Genomic DNA, 21368 nt, shown 5'->3' with positions numbered 1-21368 from the left:
GAATAAAACAAAGGGAGAGGGATTTCGGTGATTTCAACGTATGAAACGATCCAAGTGGAGGAAAAAGGCGGGGCAGCCTATTTGTATTTCAACCGCCCGGACGCAATGAATGCGCTGAACTTGGAGATGATTAAGGAACTGGCGGACTCGTTGAAAGCGATTGCGATGAAGGATGACATTCACATTCTCGTCTTATCCGGAAACGGCAAAGCATTCTCCGCAGGCGGGGACATTAAAGCCATGCTGGCGATGGAGGAAGAGAAAGGGTTCACCTCTTTTATGAACCAAATAAATGAAGCCGTTTCCATCCTTGTGGGCATGCCGAAACTCACCATTGCGGCGATTAATGGCGCTGCTGCAGGATTGGGCTTAAGCCTTGCCCTAGCCTGTGATACCATTATCAGTGATTTGGACAGCAAAATCGCGATGAACTTCATCGGGATCGGCCTTGTGCCGGATGGCGGCGGCCACTATTTGCTGCAGCGCCGGATCGGCCAGGAAAAGGCGAAAAAAGTGATTTGGGAAGGAAAAGTCATGTCCGCTGAAGAGGCAGCCGAAACGGGCATTATCGATGAAGCGGTGCCCGATCTTGCGCTTGCCGTTGACCAAAAAATTACAGAATGGCAGAAAAAACCGGTCCTCGCGATGATCAAAACGAAAAAAATCTATACGGAACTGGACCGCCCTGATTTCAATAAATCATTGGAACTGGAAAAACATGCGCAATGGAAAATGCGCCAGACGAAAGACCACAAGGAAGGCATCCGCGCTTTTGTAGAGAAGCGGGCGCCGCAATTCAAAGGGGAGTGAAAACATGCGCGACTATAAGCTGACTGCCTTTGAACCGACAGGGAAAAAGATTCTCGATGAAGGTTTTGAAGCACAGGATGACACGGAAGCAAAGAAAAAAGGGGAGGCGCTTTTAAAAGAAAAAGGCGTCGATGAGAAAACGCACCGTTGCGTATCCCCTGAAGGAAAACTGATTTTGTTCCACCGGTAAAAAGAACCCGGGCCAACCCAGCCCGGGTTCTTTTTATGGGAACGGTGTACGCGCTCGCCATTAATGGATATGGACACGCTGCTGCACATCCTGCTTAACATCCTGCTTAACATCCTGCTTTACTTGCTTAACCTGCTTTACCGCCGCCCGACGGTTCGAAAGCCAGCCAAGGAACAACACCAAAACCGTAAGAATGCCGCCGATCGTATACGTTACCGGCCCGTGTGATATATTCAGCCATTTCAGGATTTGTTCATCTTTAAAGAGCATTTCCGCCGCTGTCCAGGCGAGGATGCCCGACCCGACATAGGCAATCCAGCTGTAACGGTTCATCGCTTTTACAATCATCTTTGAACCGAAAATCATGACCGGAATACTGATGGCAACGCCGAGCGCAATCATGCCGATATGCCCGTTTGAAGCACCGGCCAGCGCCACCACATTGTCAAGGCTCATAATTGCATCAGCCATAATAATCGTGCCAATCGAAACCAGCAGCCCATTTTTTGCCTTTACATGGACATTTTCATCTCCGCCGCCGAGCACTTTATATGCGATCCATAGAAGCAAAAGCCCGCCAATGACATTTACATAAGGAATTTTCAGCAAAGCAACAATTGCCATTGCCAGCAGAATTCTTAAAATCACCGCACCGGCTGTCCCCCAGAAAATCGCTTTGTTTTGCTGTTCGCGCTGCAGTTTCCGGGTCGCCATGGCGATCACAACCGCATTGTCGCCCGATAAAATGATATCGATCATAATGATCTTAAGCAGCGCAACAAAAGCCCCGGCAGAAACAACCAACCCAAAGTCAAATATAGATACCGGCAATTGCTTCATTCCCTTCACGTTCTTAATACTAGTTCATTTGACACTATCATAACACAGTCCAGCCCAAAAAGTAATAGAATCGCATGGGTTTCATCAAATTGGAAATCATTTTTTCACATCGTTTCCTTGCTTACCCGCCATTTCCTGGTTTTCTTCATTTACGCCAAAGAAGACTTATAGTATCCTAGTTGGGAGAGTTTTTTGTGAGTGTGATAGAAAAAGGAGAGCGATATGCCGTTATGGGCCAATCCTTATTGCAAATGAATACCATTTTTATCAGCATTATCATCGAGGCGTTGCCTTTTATTGTGCTGGGTGTGTTCATTTCAGCGGTGATCCAGATGTTTGTCACTGAGGAAATGATTGCAAAAGTTATGCCTAAAAACCGCTTTTTATCCATTGCGTTCGGCACGGGCATGGGCGCGCTTTTTCCGGCCTGCGAATGCGGCATTGTCCCGATTACGGAAAGGCTTGTCCGGAAAAATGTCCCGCTTTCTGCCGCCATCGCGTTTATGCTGACGGGGCCGATTATCAACCCGGTTGTCATTTTTTCTACGTTTGTCGCGTTTGGCGATTCCTGGAAAATGGCACTGCTTCGCTGCGGGCTGGCGATTTTTACTGCTGTTTTAACCGCGATTGCGATTTCATATTTTTTTTCCGAAAACCAGCTTCGCGAATTTGTGGAGGCCAAATTGCACCACCACGGGGATGACCACGAAGCACATGATAAACCGAGTTTTCTGCAAAAAATCACCGGTACGATCGACCATGCGATTGATGAGTTTTTTTCCGTCGGGAAGTTTCTCGTGTTTGGCGGCCTGATTTCTGCCGCAATGCAGACCTTCTTCCGGACGAGCACGCTGCTGTCGCTCGGGCAGACAAAAATGGCGGCGATTCTGATTATGATGCTGCTTGCTTTTATTATGTCGATCTGTTCCGAGGCGGATGCCTTCATTGCTTCGTCTTTCAACGGGATGTTCGGGACGTCGGCCATCCTTGCGTTTTTAGTATTTGGCGCGATGGTGGATATAAAAAATCTGCTCATGATGATGCATTCCTTTAAAAGAAAATTTGTCTTTTCGATGATCGGGCTGATTATCGTTTTTGTGTTTACGGGTGCATTCTTGATATAGAAGGTGTTTAAAATGTTGCGATTTATCGTTTTGTTCGGCTTCGCGTATTTTTTTATGAAGCTGCACGCGACAGGAGATATTAGCAAATACATTAATATGAAGTATGCGTATTTGTCGTTTTCCATGATTTTTGCGATGGGTTTTTTATGCTTGTACCAGCTCGTGAAATGGGTCAGGGCGGGAAATGAGGCGCATGACCATCATCACGGCGCCCACCACGGCCATTCGCATGAAACGGATGAAAATACATGGTACAAAAAAATGTTTACGTACGGCATGATTTTAATCCCAGTTGTAACGGGTATTTTCCTTCCGGTGGCCACCTTAAATTCCACCGTTGTCAAAGCAAAGGGCTTCCACTTTTCGATGATTGACAATGACAAGGACCAATATGCCAATCACCAGATTTTACGGCCGAATTCCAGCCTTTACTATGATAAGGACCAGTATACAGAAATGGAAAGTTCGGATTTGAAAAAGTACAGTAAATTGCAAAGCATCGTCCTCGATGATGACCATTATTTCCACGGGCTTGAAACAATTTACAATTATCCGGGGAATTTTATCGGCAAAAAAGTGGCGATTAAAGGGTTTGTCTACCGGACGGATGATATTAAAGCGAATCAGCTGTTTGTGCTCCGGTTCGGCATTATCCACTGCATTGCCGATGCTGGCGTATACGGGATGCTCGTTGATTTTCCGGACAATATGGCAAACGTGAAGGAAAATACATGGATTGAGGTTGAAGGGAAACTGGATACGACGTACTATACGCCGTTTAAAGAGAATATCCCGTATTTAAAAGTAACAAGTTACCATAAAAGCAGCGAGCCGAAAGATCCATACGTATACCGGCAATACAATTAAAAAGGTTTGGCATGTTCAGCCATTTTTTTGTTGCCTGAACGTGCCAAACCTTTTATAATGAAGATAGAACATATATTCTATTAAATGCGTTTGATTACGAACAGGCTGGATTTCACAAAAAATGGAAAAATGCCGGTTATTTTTTTACGAAAGAGTGATGGCGTTGAAAAGGATTCGCTTTGTCCATGCGGCCGACCTGCACCTTGACAGTCCGTTTGCGGGGCTCCGCAAGCTTCCGCCGGCGCTGTTTGAACGGGTAAAGGAGAGCACTTTCCGGGCATTTAAAAATCTATGTGACCTTACAATTGAAAAAGAAGCGGATTTCCTGCTGATATGCGGGGATTTATACGACGGGGAAGACCGCAGCCTGAAAGCCCAGGTGAGGCTGAAGAAGCAGTTTGAGCGGCTACAAGAGGCTGGCGTTGCCGTATTTGTGCTGCACGGCAATCACGACCATCTAAGCGGGTCATGGACAAAATTGGACATGCCCGCAAATGTCCGGATATTTTCCGAGCGTGTTGAAGCCAAATCTTTTACAGCTAAAAACGGGTCCAAAGTTCAGGTGTACGGGTTCAGCTACCCAAAGCGGCACGTGCTGGAGAACAAAACGGATGAATACAGGAAAACGGGAGATGCCGATTTCCACATCGGTATGCTGCACGGTTATCTTGAAGGCGGGACGAAAATGCACCAGCCTTATGCGCCTTTTGCCTTGCAGGATTTGCTGGAAAAGGGGATGGATTACTGGGCGCTTGGCCATATCCACAAGCAGCAGATTTTACATACGCATCCCTATATCATTTATCCCGGGAATATCCAGGGGAGAAACCGGAAAGAAACGGGTCCGAAAGGCTGTATGGTTACCGAAATGGATCCGCTTGGCACGCATACCGCATTCTATGAGACGGCGGACATTTTATGGGAAAAACGTACCGTTTCCGTAAAAGGAGCAAATGATTTTAATCGTCTGTACACAGTTTGCCGCAATGCCCTTGAAGAAGAAAGAAAAGAGGCGCAGGGTGTATTTTTGCAATTGGATATAAAAGATCCGGATCTGCTCGATGATGAAGCACTTGGAAAAGTGAAAAACGGCGAACTGATGGAAGTGTTGCAGGAAGGCGAAGAAGCAGACCGCAATTTTGTCTGGGTACACCGTATCACACTGCCTGAAAATGTCCTCATATCCGCACGGGATGACGGCTTTATTTTGCAGGAAATGAAGAAAACGCTGGCACAATTGGAAGAAACCGCCGTAGATGAAGCGGTCTCCCCGTTGTACAGCCATATGGTTGCGGGCCGCTACCTGGACTTGGACGGAGATGAAAAGCAGAGGCTTCTGTTGGAAGCGGAAGCGGCTGTTTTTGAGAAGTTGAAAGGCAGGGGGAAACGATGAAAATACGGGAGGTCCATATTTACGGTTTTGGCCGGCTTGTTGATTTTCATATGAAAAATCTTTCGGATCTGCAGGTCATTTACGGGGAAAACGAAGCCGGCAAATCAACCTTCATGGCTTTTATCGAAGCCGTTTTATTCGGGTTTCCTTCAAGACAGCAAAACGGGCAGCACTATGAGCCGAAATTTTCACCGGTGTACGGCGGGAGGCTTGTCCTCGAAACAGAAAAAGACGGAAAAATAACGGTGGAACGGATAAAAGGAAGAGCAGCCGGAGAAGTGTCCGTCACCTTTGCAGATGGCAGAACAGGCGGCGAAGAGGTACTTGCACAAGTTTTAAACGGGCTGAACCGGCAAATGTTCCAGTCCATTTATTCTTTTAATCTGCAAAGCCTCCAGGAAATCCGCAAATTAACAGGCGATGATATCAGCCGCTATTTATTTGCTGCAGGGACAATCGGGACGGATGCGCTGCTTTCGGCGGAACGGGAACTCGAAAAGGAAATGGAGGCGCGTTTTAAACCGAACGGGCGGAAACCGGTCTTGAACGTGCAACTCCGGAAACTTCAGGCCATGGAAAAAGAACTGAATCACCTGAAAGCGGAAAACGGCCGTTATGGCGAATGGAAAGCACGGCTGGCAACGATTGAAGCAGCACAGGAAGAAGCGGAGGCGGAGCTGGAAGCCTTAAGGGGAACGGTTCAGCAGTATGAACATCTCACAAGCCTTTGGCCGCTTTATGCAGAAAGAAAGCATATCAAACTGCAGCTGGCGGAAATCGGTCCCGTCCGCTTTCCCGCTGACGGAATCCGGCGCCTCGACGCGCTGATGTCGGAATGGCGCGCTTCTACCGGGCGCCTGTCAGCCGTTAAAAAACAAAAACAGGTACTGGTTGAAAAAATGGAAGGAGAGCAGCCGGATCCGCTTTTCGTCCGGCATGAAGGGGAGATTAAAAAGCTGCTCGATGACTGGCCGCAATACCGCGGGTGGCAGGCGGAAGCAGAGCGCCTCCAGTCTGAACGCGAAATCCTGAACAGCCAAATCGCCGAATTATCGGGAATGCTGCATCTTACGACATCGCAAGTTGAAAAAGTACCGCAGCTTGACTTAAGCATTGCGGCAAAAGAAAGGCTCAGCACCCTCATCAAGGCGTATGACCATCACCGTTCCCGCAACGATGCTTTACAGGCACAGCTTGAGGACTTGCGGGCTCGGATGAATGCTGTTGAGCAGCAATGCGCACTTTTGGAAAAAGAGCTCGTATCCGAAGAGGCTTTTCGCGATTTATCGGCAAAGCGGCAGGAAAAGGAAAAAAAATCATTGCTTGAAGCCGATATCAGGCGCGGGAAACAGCAGCTTTCCCGCCTGAAAAAAATGGCGGATGAGGCCCGGAAGCCCCCGGTCCTGTTTTTTGGCCTTGCATTATTGTTTCTGATGGCCGGCGTGTGGAGTTTGCTCACAGGGCAATACCTGTTTCTGGGCGTTTTTGTGCTTGGTGCAATCGTGTCAGGCTACCATGCTTTGAAGGGAAAGCGGAACCCGTTGGAACAAGAAATCCGAGCGCTCGAACAGGAACTGGAGGAAGAGGAAAAAGAGCTGCGGAATTGGAAAGACGGGGACACGGATTGGCATGAATATGAACGGCAGAAACAGCTGCGCGAAAACTGGAAACAGCTCATTCTGAAACTTGAGGAAGGCGAACAGAACGGCCGGCAAATGCAAAACCGGAAGCAGCGTCTGGAAGCGGAAGAAAGACAGCTGCTGGCAGAAATCAGCCATTTCAGGCAAACTTTGCAATTGGGTGACGGCTTCCGGCCCGGACAGCTGCCCGATGCGTTCCAACTTTTGACGGACTTAAGCGGGAAGTTGCGCGAGCGGTCGCGTATCGAAAAGAAACTGGCGCAGCTTTCCGCCTCTCAGTCGGCATTTGAAGAAAGGATGGAAAACCTGTGGTCCCGGCTCCACGTCAACTGGCCATTGCGCCAGGAAGGTATCTTGCTGTTGCAGCAGGCGTGTGCGGAACAACAGGAAAGAAAAATCCGCCTGCAGGAATGGGAAAAGAAATGTGCCGAGTTGGAAGAACAAGTGCAGCTGCTTGAATCGGAAGCGGAAGCAACAGATAAGGAGATCAAAAAACTTTTTGCCCTTGCCGGTGCCGCGAATGAGGAAGATTTCCGGAAAGCCGGCAGCCTTTTTCAGCAATACGAAAAGTTGACCGGCCAGCTCGAAATCATAGATTTACGGATCAGCCGGGAAGACCTGGAACGGCTCGAAAGGGTAGAAGATGTATCCATATTGGAGCAGGAAAAGCAAAAGCTGGAAGAGAAAATTGCGGAAAAGGCGAACGCGCTTCGCAGCATGAGAAAAGAAGCGGCGGAAATCCGGTTTGAACTGGACAGGCTGGAAAAAGGCGGGACGTTTACCGAAAAACTGCATGAATATTACAGCGCGCTTTCAGATTTCCGGGAAGAAGCTTTCGAATGGGCACGGTTTGCCACGGCGAAACGTTTGCTTTCCGGCATGATGAAGCGGCTCCGGGAAACCCGTTTTCCGCAAGTCCTGAATAAAGCCGAAGCGTATTTGCAATCTTTAACAAACGGATCGTATGTCTCCCTCCATATGGGCGGGGAGGATGGCCGTTTTTACGTTAAACGGCGTGATGATGTGCTGTTTGCCGCAAATGAGCTGAGCCAGGCAACGGCGGAACAGCTGTATATTGCTTTGCGTTTTTCTCTTGCGGAGGCGCTCGGCGGGGAATTCCCGTCCCCGGTTGTCATTGATGACGGTTTTGTTAATTTTGATATTTACCGGACAGAGAAAATGGCCCGCTTGCTCGACCAGGTGAGCGAATCGAGGCAGGTGCTGCTTTTTACATGCCAGCAGCCGATGCTCCGGTTTTTTAAAGGCCATGAGGTGAAAACCTTGGGGGCTATACATGGTCAAGGGCTGACAGGATCCGGAAATATCAGCCGCATTCAGCCGTAAAAAAGAGGGGTGGGACTGACTGCCTGTATTTCAGCACGGCGGTGAAACGCACAGGTAAAGCCAGTTTAGATCAAAAGCGGATTCCGGCCGGATTATGGTATACTTTAAGACAAATCAATCAGGGGTTAGATCGGAGGATTATTATGGCAAAAGGGCTACTCTACTATGAGGTGGGCGAACAGTTTGACGCGTTTTTGCTCATCAAACACGCAACAAAAGGAATTGCGAGCAACGGCAAACCTTTTTTAACATTGATTTTGCAGGACCGGACCGGGGATATCGAAGCAAAACTCTGGGATGCGACCGAACAGGACGAACAAACATATAAACCGGAGACGATTGTAAAAGTAACCGGGGACATTTTAAATTACCGCGGGCGGCTGCAGCTGAAAATCCGCCAGATCCATCCGGCACAACCGGGGGACGGTGTCCGGATTTCCGATTTTATCGAAACGGCCCCGTTATCGCAGGAAGAAATGATGGGGAAAATCACCCAGTACATTTTTGATATGAAAAATCCAAATATCCAAAGGCTCACCCGGCATCTGCTGAAAAAATACCAGAAGCGGTTTCTCGTCTATCCTGCTGCAACGAAAAACCACCACGAATTCGTATCGGGGCTGGCGTACCATGTTGTCTCCATGCTCGACCTTGCCAAGGCAATCGCGGGCCTTTATCCTTCACTCGACCGGGATTTGTTGTATGCCGGTGTCATTTTGCATGATTTGGGAAAGGTGCAAGAACTGTCCGGCCCGATCTCAACAACTTATACGGCTGAAGGGAATTTGCTCGGCCATATCTCGATTATGGTCACAGAAATTGCAAAAGCAGCGGAGGAACTTGGCATTCACGGAGAAGAAGTCATGGTGCTGGAACATATGGTGATCTCCCACCACGGGAAAGCGGAATGGGGGAGCGCCAAGCCCCCGATGATTAAAGAGGCGGAAATTCTTCACTATATTGATAATATTGATGCGAAAATGAATATGCTTGACCGTGCGCTCCGCAATGTCAAACCGGGCGAGTTCTCGGACCGGATTTATGCGCTTGATAACCGTTCTTTTTACAAACCAACGTTTCATCAGTGAGATTCATAGAAACGCAAACGTTTGGAAAGCGCCCGTCCGGTGAAAAACTTTTAAAATGCCTTTCAAAATGAAAGGCATTTTTTAATGGATTCTGCCATACATTATAGCAGGGACAAACCGAAAAGGAGGGGAAAACATGGATTTCCCAATCTGGATTTATTTTGTTGTGGCAGGCATTGTCATATGTGCGTTTATGGCGGTAAAAACAGCCCGGGAAGAACACGAACAGGAACAGGAATGGATTGAAAAAGAAGGGGAAGTTTTTATTGAAAGGATGCATAAAGAAAAAGAATTGCGCAGCGGTGAAGCTGAAAAAGCCCATGAAGCATAACGACCGCAAAAAAACCGCCCCTAACCGGAAGGGCGGTTTTTTGCGGCATTATTTGCTTGATGAAGTCCCGAGCAGGGGATCAAAAGTTGTTTTCAAATCATCATCTTTTACTTTTATGTCAGCTGCTTTTAATTCTTTCTTCAAAACAGACTGGATTTTTTCCGTTGTCACTTTTGATTCTTTATATTGTTTGACGACGTCTTTTTTCATTTCGCTGTACGGTTTTTTCTGTTTTTCGCCGGTCAGCTGAATAATATGGTAGCCGTAAGAAGTCTTAACAGGGCCGCTGATTTCATTGACTTTCAGTTTATAAGCAGCATTTTCAAAATCGCTGTCCATTTCGCCTGCACCGAACCAGCCGAGGTCTCCGCCTTTAGAAGCAGTTGCGGTATCGGTTGAATACTTTTTGGCCAGCGTTGCAAAGTCGGCGCCTTTATCCAGTTGTTTCTTGATATCTTCCGCTTTCGACTTGCTGGAAACAAGAATATGGCGCGCTTTGATTTTCGGTTTTATGTCGTTGTTATAATAATTTTTTAACTGTTTTTCCGTTGGATGGATGGTCGCCTCTGCCGCTTTTTGTTCAAGCAGTCCGACTTTCACGCTGTTGCGGAAATCTTTTTCACTTGCATAACCGTATTGCTGCAGCGCTGTATTAAATGAGCTGCCCAATTGTTTTTTTGTATCGTTTACTTGTTTGTCAACTTCGCTCTTTTTGACAGTGTATTTTTTGGACAGGACTTTTTCAATGGTAAGCTGCTGGAGCACAGTTGAACCATATTTATCCTTCATTGCATTATATAACTCGTCTTTGGTAACATTTCCGGCGTTCGTCTTCACGACGGCGCTGTTGCCGCTGTTGCCGCATGCTGCAAGTCCGAACATGCTGCCTGCCAAAACAAGGGATAGTACCCATTTCTTCATTCAAAAACAACTCCTATTCATTTTGTCGTGCAAGAGAGATTTACAACCACTACTATAACATAAATTGAAAGAGAAAAGAAAGGGATTGCCGGGTTTCTTATGGAATTTTCACACCATGCCAATCTTCTTTTCATATGGGGCAGGCGTTTGGAGAAGGCAGGATGGATGTTTGCTACATATGATATTGCATGGGGTTCCATTGTGAATTTGTGAAATTTAGGTCAGCAAATAGACGGGTGCCTTAACCAATACAGGGGCGGATGAATAATATACTGATGAAACAAGAGGAGGTGGATGGAATGAGCGGAGGAGCAGCTTACGGAGGCGGCTTTGCCTTGCTGGTTGTGTTGTTCATTTTATTGATCATTATTGGTGCATCCTGGGCTTGGTAAAATTAGGGGCCGGCAGCTGCCGGCCTTTCTTGTTGTGTTGTTATTGAGTGCCAAGGTAGGAGGAAAACAGTAAAATGGTCATGAGGATGTTGATCGTCCGAAAAATTCCCGGCTGGTGTTCTTCCGGTATTTCTTTTTTTGTACATAGATGGATTGTCAATACGTTGATAAAGTATAATATAAAGAAAGCGTAACTGTAAAAAAAACAAGCACATACATGCCGGCCGGCCCCCCTCCCGAAAATTTGCAGTAAAATAAAGGCGGAGCGCGCCGGTTTAGAATCTGGATTCGTAACGTTCCGCCTGTCTTTCGGATGGCAAATGTGTAATGCACGCTGGTCTTTTCCATGCAAGGTGGATGAACGATTATTCATTTTTAACAGGCACTGCCTTGCACCGCTCGTGGCGAATGCCACGGGGGAGTTTTTAAAGGCCGGCCGGACAATGGGTCTTGCCGGAAAACACGCCCCTGTCTAAAGCTGAAGCATCCCATGACCGGGGCCGCGCTGTTCTCAGCAGAATCATAAAAACATATAAACGAGGGAACTGAATGGAATCGATTGAACAAAAGCTGGAAAGACTGGAATTTTATCAAACATTGCTTTTAAAAATGATCGGGACCAGCCAATATCCGTTTTTCAGGCTGATTATGGAAAAACAGCTTTCAAAACAGGACATTGAACAATTTTATGCGTTGTGCGATCGTTTGAGCGATGAGCTGAAAGAACAGAAGGCGGACAAATTTGTATTTTTTTATCCGCTTTTTCAAAAGTTTAAGGATTCCCTGCATGAAAAACTGCAGCCGGCGGAAGTGATTGCCGCCTGTTTGCAGCAGGGGTTGTATCCTGAATTAATGAAGGCATTGAAACGGAATTTGTAGCTGCCCGAAACGGGTCAGAAGCGGTTCAGCGAAGGTTTTCCCAACAGTTCCGTTTCAATGACATCATCCAGCTCCCCATTGAAAATGGAATTTTCTACAATGTCCATAAAATCCTGACCATAAATCTGGCGTACGATCGCAGCCAGTTCCATCATATCCGGAAATTTACCGTAGAGATCGTAAAGCGGCATCGTGCCTTGTACGACGGTGCTTTTTTTCGGGTTAAACGCTTCCAATGACTTTAAAAAAATCTCTCTTCCTTTATTGGTTAATTGAATATACGTGTTCCGCTTATCGTTTTCCTTTTTCGAGAATTCGAGCAAGCCACGCTCCTCAAGCTTTTTCGAAAAATTAAAAGCTGTTGATACGTGCATCACCCCGAATTTTGCCACGTCCGAAATCGATGCGCCCTTTAAATGATAGGCAATCCATAAAATATGATGTTCATTGATGTTCAGATCGAAAGGCTTAATCCATTGCTGCCAGTCTTTTTCAATCGTTTTCCAGAGCGCTTTCGACAATTGCGTGACCCTTTTGCAAAATAGAAGATACTCATTGGTCGTCAACATTTGTTCCGTCATATTTTTCCCATCACCCCTTACCCTATATATTATCATTATGCCAGTAAAATAAAAAGTAATAAAAAACAATTTACTAAATTTTTTTGAAAAGAATAGCAAAGAAAAAGCCCGGAAAGCGGTTGTTGCTTTCCGGGCAGCGAAAAGTCAAGAAGATTTTTTCTCCATTTGTTGTTCCATGTTTTCAATCGTTTTCCGGATTTCTTTGATTTCATTTTGCAGGGCGTCTTTGTTTGGCTCAATGCTTTTTTGCCATTCTTCGATACAGTGTTGGATTTCTTCCATTACGTTCGTGGCGACTTTTTTGCCTTCTGTTGAAAAATCTTCGACGGATGCTTTTAAGTCTTTTACATTTTCAGCGATCCTTTTGGCCGATTCAATGAAATCACCGGAATTATTTTTGATGGCTTCCCGTATTCTTTTTCCGGAAGCGGGTGTGGTGAAAAGGACGGAAACAGCGCCTGCTGTTGCTCCAACCAGTAATCCGTAAAATAAACTGGATTTGTTCATGGAATGCACCTCCTGGAATGGTCTTTTATCCTCATGATATAGAATTTGCCATTCTTTTGCAAAGTTCTCTTTCTTTTTTGCCGGGCTCGTCCAAAGCGATATTCCAAGCCTGGCCGCGAGCGGTCCTTCACGGGCGGTATGAAGGACAAAAGAGCGGCCGCCACACATCCAACTGTCTTTCATAAACTCGATGAAAGACAAAACCCCGGCTCCCGCACCGTGGGATGGTCCTTCACAGGCGGTATGAAGGACAAAAGAGCGGCCGCCACACATCCAACTGTCTTTCATCAGCCCGATGAAAGACAAAACCCGGCTCCCGCGCTGTGGAATTGTCCTTCACAGGCGGTATGAAGGACAAAAGAGCGGGTTCTGCGCGTGTCTTCTGTTTGTTCTTTACCCGCATCTGGTACATGTTAATCCGCATCAGGGCATATGATGTAATAGTCCAGGCAGAAAAGAGGGGGAGTTCGTTGGGGCGTGTTGCTTTCTGCTTTTTAATGGCCGGCGTTGTCCTGTTTGCCGCGATGGTCCGGCACATGCTGCTGTACCAGAAAAGAAGAATTTATCCGCCGCGGAAAGTCATAAGAAAAAGGATTGCATTTTTCGGAACGGCCGGAATGGTTTTCCTGCTTCTCGCCGCTCTGTTTCATTTATTTTAGGCTGTGCAAGCGAAAAAAAACCGCCGGAAACCCGGCGGCCATTTTCACGCTTGCATGCTGTGGGCGGCATTTGTGCGCTTTGCAACGGTTGAGATGATCGGAAAAAGAATAAACATCGCAACTGCATTGAGCACGGTTGCCGGCAAAACGACGGTGCCAAACAAAATGGCAAAAGGCCCCGGCAACCCGGCAATAAAGAACGCGGATCCTAAGAAAATGATGCCTGAAATCAGTGTGCCGATGGCCGTGAATACAATCAGTGCCGGCAGCTTTTTTGCCAGTTTTCCGGAAGCGAGAAGCAAACCGTAAAAAGCAAAAGAAGTGATGCATTTATCGATGATGTTCGGGAAAAAACCGCCCGGGAAACTGGTGGTCAGGCCGGAAATGATGCCGGTCAGCACACCAAGCAACAGTACGTATTTTTTCTCCCTGAACAAAATAATGCCGATAAACATCATGGTAAGCATCATATCCGGTTTCATCCCGAACACAAAGCCCGGAATCACCGTGTGTAATACCGTGCCGATCCCAACGAGCAACGCCAAGCTGACAAGTGATTTTGTCTTCATCTGTCTCCACTCTCCTATTCTCATCTCATCTGGTGCTTTCCCGCCATACCCTCATGGCCGGCGGCGAAAGATTAACCTCATTATAGCATGCAGACGGAAAAAGTGGCGCATGTTTTGATCAAATTGGGCGCAACGAAAAATAGCAGCCCAAATGGCCGCTAAAAAAAATAAGCGCGAACCCGGCTGCAAAAACGCAAAAACGGGCTTTTTCAGTGGTGCTGCTTGGTGCGGCTTATATACTTTTGGAAATCTCCGCGGCGATTTGGCGGAGGTCCTCCTGGCTGTAATCTTTTTCATGTGTTTTCCAGACTGCCCCGAACCCGTCTCCTTTTCCATATCGCGGGATCAGGTGCATATGATAATGGAATACAGACTGGCCGGCAATCTCGCCATTATTGTTCAACACATTGAGCCCCACAGGCTGGAATGCCGCTTTCAATGCATTGGCTACGACAGGGACGGATTCAAAGAAATTGCGGGCAATCTCCGGCGTCAGTTCGTAGACATTCTCTTTATGTATTTTCGGGACAATCAGGGTATGGCCCTTTGTCACCTGGCTGATGTCAAGAAAAGCGTATACATGCTCATTTTCGTACACTTTTGCACTCGGGATTTCACCGTTTATAATCTTGCAAAAAATACACATTTTGATCAACCTTTCCATTTTTTTGATTTCATTATAACGGATGAAAAGGCGAAAGAAAAGGAAACGGGGCGGAAACCTGCGTTTCCGCCCCGTTCTGCAGGGTTTTTCAACTAGCCGAAAAGCGCCTTTGATCAACACTTCATTTACGAATGATATGGTTGATAATGGGCTTCCTCAACTTTTTCCAACGCGATCATCCCCTTATTGGGTAACGTTTAAAGTGCATCGCCTTTAAACAGATTCACCGCCAGCACCTCATGTAAAGGGTGCCTGGAAGTCGGTTATGGCTAATGTAAAGCATCGTTACTGGTCTTTGACAACCACCCCGATTGCTTGTTTTTCCCCTGCAAGTATAGGATGGACAAATGGTTGGAATCTATACATGCACATCGCAAAAATTTTTCAGGCGCGCAGTTGGCATTCAGTCACGAACGCTTTCATGGTACAATAACGGGTACAGATCAGAACTTTTGACACAAAGGGGTTCTTTAGATGACATTATTGGAAGTGGCGTCCTTAACAGGTGGATATACGAAAAAACCTGTGATTCAAGATGTTTCATTTACAGTAGAAGCAGGGCAGCTGGTCGGGTTGATCGGCTTAAACGGCGCCGGAAAAAGTACGACCATCCGGCATATTATCGGGTTAATGGAGCCGAAAAAAGGGCGGATCACGATCAACGGCAAAAACTTAAACGAGGATCCGGACGCTTATCGAAAGCAGTTTTCGTACATACCGGAAACCCCGATTTTATATGAGGAACTGACGCTGGAAGAACATTTGAAACTGGCGGCAATGGCATACGGCATCGATGAAAAAACCTATGCGGACAGAACCGCGCCTTTATTAAAGGAATTCCGCCTGCATAAAAAGCTCGGCTGGTTTCCGGCCAATTTTTCAAAAGGCATGAAGCAAAAGGTGATGATTATGTGCGCCTTTTTAGTCGAGCCGAGCCTGTACATTATTGATGAGCCTTTTCTCGGCCTCGACCCGCTCGGCATCCAGTCACTGCTGGATTTGATGGGCACGATGAAGAAAAAGGGGGCGGGAATCCTGATGTCCACCCACATTCTTGCAACGGCAGAACGGTATTGCGACGGATTCATCATTTTGCATAACGGGCGGATCCGCGCGAAAGGAACATTGGAAGAGCTGCAGCAGCAATTTTCGATGCCCGGCGCAACATTGGATGATTTGTATATCCAATTGACAAAGGAAGATGACGATGAACGAAATTGACCGCCTATGGAAAGAAAGATTTGCTTCCTACTTACAAAACTTAAGGCGCTATACACGGTATATTTTTAATGACCATTTGCTGTTTGTACTGATTTTCGGTCTTGGTGCCGCCGCTTTTTATTATAGCCGCTGGGTGAAGCATCTCAGTCCGGATTTTCCCGTTGCTCTTGTAATGGGCCTTTTGCTCGGGCTGTTTCTGGCGGCGAGCCCGGTGTACACGCTGTTAAAAGAAGCGGACCGGGTGTTTCTTATCCCGATGGAAATGCGAATGCGCCCGTTTTTTAAAAAAGCGATCCTGTTTTCCTTCAGCATTCAGGCTTATCTGCTTCTGTTTGTGCTTGCCGCTTTGATGCCGATGTATGCGGCTGTTACGGGGCACGGATTCGGCCATTTTTTTGGCCTGCTGATCCTGCTGCTCGCGTTAAAAATGTGGAACCTGCTTTTAAGCTGGAACGTGTATAAACTGCCGGAGCCGTATGCCCCTGTTTTCGACTGGCTCATCCGGTTTGCATTAAGCGCCGCGTTTGTGTTTCTCGTTGTCAATGAAGCAAATCTCATTCTTGTGGTCATTCTGGCTGCTGTTATGCTCGGTTTGTTTCTGTATTTTTACCGGCTCGCTCAAAAACGGACAATCAGATGGGATGTGCTCATTGAACGCGAAGAAAGGCGGCTGATGGGCTTTTACCGGTTTGCAAATCTGTTTGCCGATGTGCCGGAACTAAAAGGGCAGGTCAAACGGCGCAAATGGCTCGATCCGCTCCTCGCCGGCATCCGGTACGGCCAGGAACATACGTATCAATACTTATTTGCCCGCACGTTCCTCAGGACAAGCCAGTATTTCGGGCTTTTTGTCCGGCTGACCGCGATCGGGGCCGTGCTGTTGTTTTTCAGCCATGAACGGGTGCTTGTGCTCGTTCTTGCCGTCGTGTTTATTTATTTGACAGCTTTCCAAATGATTCCGATGATCGGCTCCCACGATTTAAAAATCTGGCTACGCCTCTATCCGGTGCCCCGCAAGTTGAAAGAAACGTCTTTTATCCGGCTGCTTGCAGTCTGTCTGTATGTGCAGACGGTCATTTTTGCAGCGGCGGCCGCATTGAACGGCTTGTGGATGAACGGTCTTCTCGTCCTTGTAGCAGGCGCTGTATTTTCCTGGCTGCTTGTCGCCTGGTATGTCCCCGGAAAAATTCGGCGCCAGTAACGCCGGCGTAAATTTAAAAATGGCGCAGGCTCTCCATGTAAGCGGCGCAGGTGGAGCCTTCCGTAAACATGAAAAAACGGCACAAGCTTGAGAGCCTGTGCCGTTTTTTCATGTCCAACCGTCCCATTTGAATGCGGCCCGTCTATGGCGTTTTCAGCCACTGGCCAAAAAGCCGCCCCTTGTCTTTAGAGATTGCAGGCTTTTTTAAAAACGAAACTCCACGCCTGCAGCGATTTTTCAAAACGTCCGGATTGCTGGGGAAAGAAAACCAGGCCGGCAACGCGGATGTTTGAGCATTTTCAGACGTTTTGGTACCGGATGGCTGCTGCACCCAAAGTTTTGGCGGCAATGAGCATCGCTTTTTCATGGATGTCAAAGCGCGGATGGTGATGCGGATAGGCCGGGTCGGCTTTTTCCGGGTCCGCCCCTGTAAAGAAAAAGACACCTTTTACATGCTGTAAATAATAGGCAAAATCTTCCCCGATCATTGACGGGTCGACTTCTTCCACATTGGTGACACCTTCGATTTCTTTTGCGCAGTCCGCCAAAAATGCTGTTTCAGCCTCATGGTTCACAACCGGCGGATATCCGCGGAAATAGTGGTAATCATATGTGCAGTCCGCCGCCAGGCATGTGCCTTGGATGATCCTTTCGATTTCTTTTTCCACCCTGTCCCGCACATCTTCGTCAAATGTCCGGACCGTGCCCGTGATTTTCGCCGTATCGGCAATGATATTGAAAGCATCGCCGGATGAAAAGGACCCGACCGTTAAAACCGCGGACCGGATAGGATTAATTCGGCGGCTGATGACTTGCTGAAGATTTGTGACAAGTTGCGCCCCGATGACAACCGCGTCTTTCGAAAGATGGGGCTGGGCGCCGTGCCCGCCATGGCCTTGGATCGTCACTTCAAACCGGTCGGCAGCCGCCATAAACGGCCCTCTCCGGTACTGGATATGGCCAACCGGGACCGTTGCCCATAAATGCGTGCCGAAAATGGCATCCACGCCTTCGAGGCAGCCATCTTCGATCATGGCTTTTGCCCCGCCTGGCGCGTATTCTTCGGCATGTTGATGGATGAAAACATACTCGCCTTCCAATTCATCTTTCAATTCATGTATCGCTTTGGCGAGCATCAGCAGTGTCGCCGTATGCCCGTCGTGTCCGCATGCGTGCATCACACCCGGCACCTGTGATTGATAGGGCACATCATTTTCCTCCTGGATCGGCAGCGCATCAAAATCGGCTCGGAGCGCGATGGTTTTCCCTGGCTTTGCGCCTTTTACACGGGCGACGACACCGTTTCCGCCGACATGTTCGCGCGGCCGGATGCCGAGGTTTTTGTAAAAATCAGCGATATAGCGGGCTGTTTCCACTTCTTTAAAGGACAATTCCGGGTGCATATGGAGATATCTTCTTGTCTCCACCATTTCCGGGTACAAACCGTCCAGTTTTTTATGTATTTTTTCCAACACTGTCATCTGCGATTCCCCCAACCAGTTATTTTTACTATTATACCATAATTGTGAAAAAATCTGCTGCTTTATCGCGGTAACAGCAAAAAGAAAGCGGCACCTGCAGATGCTGGCTGCCGCTGTTGACGCCTTACTACATCATTTACCGCACCGTGTCAAAACGGGCCGCTGTTGGCCTGTAAGCATGGGGAGATCGCAGCTTCAGCTGCCTCGTTTGCGGTCTGTCTGGACATGGACATGGCTCAGATTAGAAACATCGCGACAATGGTTGTCACAATGAGACCGGTGATGACAGGGATTAAATTGCGTCTTGCCAGTTCAAACGGATCGACATTGCAAATGGCAGCCGCCGGAATTAACGCCCACGGAATGATTGTTCCTCCGCCAACGAAAATTGCGGCAATTTGCCCGAGTGCGGTCAGGGTGGCGGCTCCCGAACCAATCGCATGGGCAAACAGCGCTGCAATTGACCCGGCGAGTGAAATGCCGGAAAACCCCGATCCGTCAAGCCCGGTAATGACGCCAACTCCGGCTGTTGTCAGTGCGCCGATTTCTTTTGAGACCGGCATAACCGATGCCAGGGCGCTGCCAAGATCATTCACAATTCCTTGGGAAGCGTCCGGCAGATCGGCATGGATCATCGTATGGAAACCGTCGCCGCCAAGATAGAAAAACGCGGCAATCGGAATGACGGGGCCGAACACCTGGAAACCGAACTGCAGACCGTCTATCAAATATTTTGTTACTTTTTCAAGGCCGTTTTTATGGGAACCGACCATTGTAATGAGAAGCAGGATCATGATTGAGGTGCCGCCAACGAGTGCGGTTGCCGCATCCCCCTGCAAATGAAAAAGAACCATGGCAACGATGTCAAGGATGAAAAAAACAGGAATGAAAAGAGCAAAAAGTTTTTTGTATACCGGCTTAAGCCTGGGGACTTTTGCATCAGGCGGTGCGGTGCGGCCGGCCGGTTTCTCCCCGGTAGCAAGCAAGCCTTTTTTCATATCGCGTTTAAGCAGCAGAAAAGCGGTAACGGTTGTCACCACGCCCATCACGATGACGAGTGGCACGCTTGCTTCTATTACGGACGATACAGGAATGCCGGCACCGTCAGCTGTCAGTTTCGGCGCCCCCTGGATGACATAGTCGCCGGAGAGGGCGATCCCGTGCCCGAACAAGTTCATTGCGACAGCTACACCGATCGCCGGCAGCCCGACCCGGAGTGCAACCGGCAAAAGCACAGCCCCCATCAGTGCGACAGCAGGGGAAGGCCAAAAGAAAGTGGAGATAAACAGCATTAAAAAGCCGATGACCCAAAAAGCGAGATTCGGCCCTTTTATCAGCTTTGCGAACGGGGCCACCATCACATCATTGATCCCGGTATCAAGCATGCTCCTGCTCATTGAGACGATAATGGAAATAACAAGAATGATGGGCAGCAATTCTTTGATCGCAAATACAAAGCTTGTAAAAATACCGCTGACAGACGCAGTGAACGATCCCGTTGCAATCCATGCAATGATGAAAATGCCGGCAATACATACAAGGGACGTATCCTTTTTCAGTACCATCATCAGGATAATGAAAAAAATAAACATCAAATATACAAAGTGAATGGCAGTCAGATCAATGCCCATTTCCATTGCCCCCTTCTTGATGCAGCATATGGCGGGGGTAAGAAATGGGTGACTGTCACGATCAGAGTGCTTATGGCAATATTATCTGCGTAAATCCGAATGGTAACAACAACAGATCCCGGCTGCCTGAGCAGGCGGCCGGGATCTGTTTATCCTTCCTCTTCATCTTGCGGGATGACATATTCTTTTGTAAAAGCAGGGGCATCGTATGTGCTTTTGTTTGTGCCGATTTCATCCAGATCCAGGCTATGGATAAGCAAATAGTCAATGGAACGCTTCCACTTTTCGAAACTTTCTTCGTCTTTCCAGCCGGTAATGGCGATATACGTATCCCCTTTTACCGGGCGGAGGAGCCGGTATGCTGCAAAGCCGGGCTTGCTTTCTATGGCCGGGGTGTTTTTTTTGAAGTGGAATTCGTAAACCGGTTTTCCTTCATCCGGAATCGGAAGATGGGTAAAAATGAAGAATATGCCGTCTTCCAAATTTCCGCTGGAGGCAGCCAGCTGATAACGGCGTGGCGAGGCAAAAACGGTTTTCCCCTCCGTTTCGTGCAACAACAGCGCATGTTCCGGGTTTTGCAACAGCACCATCTTTTCATCGGGATACTTTTCCTTTATTTTTAAGAGAAAAGCATAAGTACCCGTTGTGACGTAGACATTCATTTTGATCACCCCTCTCTACTTCCAGTTTAACCTATATCTTTCCGCTGTTCAATTTGTAAAGTTTTGCAAAATAAAGACGGCGGCCGAAAGCGAATAGAAATAGGAAGCGGCTCACGCCTTTTCATCTTTTCTGTCTGTGCCGGAGAGGCGATGGGGGAAGGAAGCGGCACAAAATGGAATAATAATGAAAAAACCGGGCAAAAATCGGACATAGCCTGTATTTCGCGTACAACCATAAGGAAAAGCAAAATACGGCAAATTTGTGACAGTTGAAAGAGCTGGCTGCACAATGCTTTTTAAAACGATTATAGTAAAAAAAGATATTACCCTTTCAGGATAAAATAGTTTTTATTTGAAAAGAATTATTATAAAA

22 protein-coding genes are annotated in these 21368 nt (G+C 47.6%); 13 read left to right on the top strand and 9 right to left on the bottom strand.

Translation table 11 applies throughout. The features are described from left to right. Positions 1-27 precede the first annotated feature (27 nt). Positions 28-810, top strand: coding sequence for an enoyl-CoA hydratase (locus ABR335_RS12980; RefSeq protein ID WP_350346232.1), 783 nt, complete (start codon positions 28-30; stop codon positions 808-810). A gap of 4 nt (positions 811-814) precedes the next feature. Beyond that, the gene (locus tag ABR335_RS12975; RefSeq protein WP_350346231.1) at positions 815-1000 is read left to right on the top strand and encodes a YhzD family protein; all 186 of its coding nucleotides are present in this window, start codon (positions 815-817) and stop codon (positions 998-1000) included. A gap of 60 nt (positions 1001-1060) precedes the next feature. Here the strand turns inward: ABR335_RS12975 and ABR335_RS12970 are convergent, their stop codons facing one another. Then, the gene (locus tag ABR335_RS12970) at positions 1061-1840 is read right to left on the bottom strand and encodes a TerC family protein (RefSeq protein ID WP_350346230.1); all 780 of its coding nucleotides are present in this window, start codon (positions 1838-1840) and stop codon (positions 1061-1063) included. A 230-nt stretch (positions 1841-2070) separates the two neighbouring features. Between ABR335_RS12970 and ABR335_RS12965 the strand changes: the two genes are divergently transcribed. The 6 genes from ABR335_RS12965 (at position 2071) to ABR335_RS12940 (ending at position 9627) form a co-directional block, all read left to right on the top strand. Continuing rightward, positions 2071-2964 carry a permease gene (locus ABR335_RS12965; RefSeq protein ID WP_434063209.1) on the top strand — a complete coding sequence of 298 codons (894 nt, stop codon included), beginning with the start codon at positions 2071-2073 and terminating at the stop codon, positions 2962-2964. A gap of 12 nt (positions 2965-2976) precedes the next feature. Then, positions 2977-3831 carry a TIGR03943 family putative permease subunit gene (locus tag ABR335_RS12960; RefSeq protein WP_350346228.1) on the top strand — a complete coding sequence of 285 codons (855 nt, stop codon included), beginning with the start codon at positions 2977-2979 and terminating at the stop codon, positions 3829-3831. Between the two features lie 157 nt (positions 3832-3988). Then, positions 3989-5224 carry a metallophosphoesterase family protein gene (locus ABR335_RS12955; RefSeq protein WP_350346227.1) on the top strand — a complete coding sequence of 412 codons (1236 nt, stop codon included), beginning with the start codon at positions 3989-3991 and terminating at the stop codon, positions 5222-5224. Then, the gene (locus tag ABR335_RS12950; RefSeq protein WP_350346226.1) at positions 5221-8208 is read left to right on the top strand and encodes an ATP-binding protein; all 2988 of its coding nucleotides are present in this window, start codon (positions 5221-5223) and stop codon (positions 8206-8208) included. The genes ABR335_RS12955 and ABR335_RS12950 overlap by 4 nt, the downstream gene beginning before the upstream one ends. Positions 8209-8351: 143 nt before the next feature. Beyond that, positions 8352-9296, top strand: a complete 945-nt coding sequence (yhaM, locus tag ABR335_RS12945) for a 3'-5' exoribonuclease YhaM (RefSeq protein ID WP_014095797.1) — start codon at positions 8352-8354, stop codon at positions 9294-9296. 136 nt (positions 9297-9432) lie between these two features. Then, positions 9433-9627, top strand: coding sequence for a sporulation YhaL family protein (locus tag ABR335_RS12940; protein ID WP_013858718.1), 195 nt, complete (start codon positions 9433-9435; stop codon positions 9625-9627). A 48-nt stretch (positions 9628-9675) separates the two neighbouring features. Here ABR335_RS12940 and ABR335_RS12935 read toward each other — a convergent pair whose 3' ends face one another. Further along, positions 9676-10548, bottom strand: coding sequence for a peptidylprolyl isomerase (locus ABR335_RS12935; RefSeq protein WP_350346225.1), 873 nt, complete (start codon positions 10546-10548; stop codon positions 9676-9678). A gap of 299 nt (positions 10549-10847) precedes the next feature. Between ABR335_RS12935 and ABR335_RS12930 the strand changes: the two genes are divergently transcribed. Next, entirely contained in the window at positions 10848-10940 is a 93-nt protein-coding gene (locus ABR335_RS12930; RefSeq protein ID WP_017550228.1) for a YjcZ family sporulation protein, read from the top strand. Between the two features lie 549 nt (positions 10941-11489). Beyond that, positions 11490-11819 (top strand): YhaI family protein, encoded by a 330-nt coding sequence (locus ABR335_RS12925; protein WP_071451788.1) that lies wholly within the window; start codon positions 11490-11492, stop codon positions 11817-11819. 14 nt (positions 11820-11833) lie between these two features. Here the strand turns inward: ABR335_RS12925 and ABR335_RS12920 are convergent, their stop codons facing one another. Both ABR335_RS12920 and ABR335_RS12915 read right to left on the bottom strand, forming a co-directional pair. Beyond that, the gene (locus tag ABR335_RS12920) at positions 11834-12400 is read right to left on the bottom strand and encodes an HTH-type transcriptional regulator Hpr (RefSeq protein WP_014095794.1); all 567 of its coding nucleotides are present in this window, start codon (positions 12398-12400) and stop codon (positions 11834-11836) included. A 144-nt stretch (positions 12401-12544) separates the two neighbouring features. After that, positions 12545-12907 (bottom strand): YtxH domain-containing protein, encoded by a 363-nt coding sequence (locus ABR335_RS12915; RefSeq protein WP_026683723.1) that lies wholly within the window; start codon positions 12905-12907, stop codon positions 12545-12547. Between the two features lie 470 nt (positions 12908-13377). On the opposite strand from ABR335_RS12915, the gene ABR335_RS12910 reads away from it, so the two are divergent. Then, on the top strand, positions 13378-13566 hold the full coding sequence (locus tag ABR335_RS12910) for a hypothetical protein (RefSeq protein WP_026683724.1): 189 nt from the start codon (positions 13378-13380) through the stop codon (positions 13564-13566). 44 nt (positions 13567-13610) lie between these two features. Here the strand turns inward: ABR335_RS12910 and ABR335_RS12905 are convergent, their stop codons facing one another. Then, entirely contained in the window at positions 13611-14135 is a 525-nt protein-coding gene (locus ABR335_RS12905; protein ID WP_014095792.1) for a tryptophan transporter, read from the bottom strand. A 232-nt stretch (positions 14136-14367) separates the two neighbouring features. Beyond that, entirely contained in the window at positions 14368-14781 is a 414-nt protein-coding gene (locus ABR335_RS12900; RefSeq protein WP_061577717.1) for an HIT family protein, read from the bottom strand. Positions 14782-15273: 492 nt separating this feature from the next. On the opposite strand from ABR335_RS12900, the gene ABR335_RS12895 reads away from it, so the two are divergent. Further along, positions 15274-16020, top strand: coding sequence for an ABC transporter ATP-binding protein (locus ABR335_RS12895; RefSeq protein WP_350346224.1), 747 nt, complete (start codon positions 15274-15276; stop codon positions 16018-16020). Beyond that, positions 16007-17221: an ABC transporter permease gene (locus tag ABR335_RS12890; RefSeq protein ID WP_350346223.1), complete on the top strand. Its 1215-nt coding sequence runs from the start codon at positions 16007-16009 to the stop codon at positions 17219-17221. Before ABR335_RS12895 ends, ABR335_RS12890 begins: the two co-directional genes overlap by 14 nt. 299 nt (positions 17222-17520) lie before the next feature. Here ABR335_RS12890 and ABR335_RS12885 read toward each other — a convergent pair whose 3' ends face one another. From ABR335_RS12885 to ABR335_RS12875, 3 genes are all read right to left on the bottom strand, one after another. After that, complete coding sequence (locus ABR335_RS12885; protein ID WP_350346222.1) at positions 17521-18702, bottom strand: M20 metallopeptidase family protein; 1182 nt, start codon at positions 18700-18702, stop codon at positions 17521-17523. 236 nt (positions 18703-18938) lie between these two features. Continuing rightward, on the bottom strand, positions 18939-20333 hold the full coding sequence (locus tag ABR335_RS12880) for a hypothetical protein (protein ID WP_350346221.1): 1395 nt from the start codon (positions 20331-20333) through the stop codon (positions 18939-18941). Between the two features lie 149 nt (positions 20334-20482). After that, positions 20483-20995, bottom strand: coding sequence for an antibiotic biosynthesis monooxygenase family protein (locus tag ABR335_RS12875; RefSeq protein ID WP_350346220.1), 513 nt, complete (start codon positions 20993-20995; stop codon positions 20483-20485). Positions 20996-21368 lie beyond the last annotated feature (373 nt).

It is taken from the genome of Heyndrickxia faecalis, assembly GCF_040267745.1.
GTDB classification, from domain to species: domain Bacteria; phylum Bacillota; class Bacilli; order Bacillales; family Bacillaceae_C; genus Weizmannia; species Weizmannia faecalis.
Note: the sequence above shows the minus strand (reverse complement) of the source record. Positions and strands in the feature narration are given on the sequence as shown.

Excerpts from the sequence above, each read along its gene's own strand:
- ABR335_RS12975 (WP_350346231.1), top strand. The coding sequence starts at position 815 with ATGCGCGACTATAAGCTGACTGCCTTTGAACCGACAGGGAAAAAGATT.
- ABR335_RS12970 (WP_350346230.1), bottom strand. The coding sequence starts at position 1,840 with ATGAAGCAATTGCCGGTATCTATATTTGACTTTGGGTTGGTTGTTTCT.
- ABR335_RS12965 (WP_434063209.1), top strand. The coding sequence starts at position 2,071 with ATGGGCCAATCCTTATTGCAAATGAATACCATTTTTATCAGCATTATC.
- ABR335_RS12960 (WP_350346228.1), top strand. The coding sequence starts at position 2,977 with ATGTTGCGATTTATCGTTTTGTTCGGCTTCGCGTATTTTTTTATGAAG.
- ABR335_RS12955 (WP_350346227.1), top strand. The coding sequence starts at position 3,989 with ATGGCGTTGAAAAGGATTCGCTTTGTCCATGCGGCCGACCTGCACCTT.
- ABR335_RS12950 (WP_350346226.1), top strand. The coding sequence starts at position 5,221 with ATGAAAATACGGGAGGTCCATATTTACGGTTTTGGCCGGCTTGTTGAT.
- yhaM (WP_014095797.1), top strand. The coding sequence starts at position 8,352 with ATGGCAAAAGGGCTACTCTACTATGAGGTGGGCGAACAGTTTGACGCG.
- ABR335_RS12940 (WP_013858718.1), top strand. The coding sequence starts at position 9,433 with ATGGATTTCCCAATCTGGATTTATTTTGTTGTGGCAGGCATTGTCATA.
- ABR335_RS12935 (WP_350346225.1), bottom strand. The coding sequence starts at position 10,548 with ATGAAGAAATGGGTACTATCCCTTGTTTTGGCAGGCAGCATGTTCGGA.
- ABR335_RS12930 (WP_017550228.1), top strand. The coding sequence starts at position 10,848 with ATGAGCGGAGGAGCAGCTTACGGAGGCGGCTTTGCCTTGCTGGTTGTG.
- ABR335_RS12925 (WP_071451788.1), top strand. The coding sequence starts at position 11,490 with ATGGAATCGATTGAACAAAAGCTGGAAAGACTGGAATTTTATCAAACA.
- ABR335_RS12920 (WP_014095794.1), bottom strand. The coding sequence starts at position 12,400 with ATGACGGAACAAATGTTGACGACCAATGAGTATCTTCTATTTTGCAAA.
- ABR335_RS12915 (WP_026683723.1), bottom strand. The coding sequence starts at position 12,907 with ATGAACAAATCCAGTTTATTTTACGGATTACTGGTTGGAGCAACAGCA.
- ABR335_RS12905 (WP_014095792.1), bottom strand. The coding sequence starts at position 14,135 with ATGAAGACAAAATCACTTGTCAGCTTGGCGTTGCTCGTTGGGATCGGC.
- ABR335_RS12900 (WP_061577717.1), bottom strand. The coding sequence starts at position 14,781 with ATGTGTATTTTTTGCAAGATTATAAACGGTGAAATCCCGAGTGCAAAA.
- ABR335_RS12895 (WP_350346224.1), top strand. The coding sequence starts at position 15,274 with ATGACATTATTGGAAGTGGCGTCCTTAACAGGTGGATATACGAAAAAA.
- ABR335_RS12890 (WP_350346223.1), top strand. The coding sequence starts at position 16,007 with ATGAACGAAATTGACCGCCTATGGAAAGAAAGATTTGCTTCCTACTTA.
- ABR335_RS12885 (WP_350346222.1), bottom strand. The coding sequence starts at position 18,702 with ATGACAGTGTTGGAAAAAATACATAAAAAACTGGACGGTTTGTACCCG.
- ABR335_RS12880 (WP_350346221.1), bottom strand. The coding sequence starts at position 20,333 with ATGGGCATTGATCTGACTGCCATTCACTTTGTATATTTGATGTTTATT.
- ABR335_RS12875 (WP_350346220.1), bottom strand. The coding sequence starts at position 20,995 with ATGAATGTCTACGTCACAACGGGTACTTATGCTTTTCTCTTAAAAATA.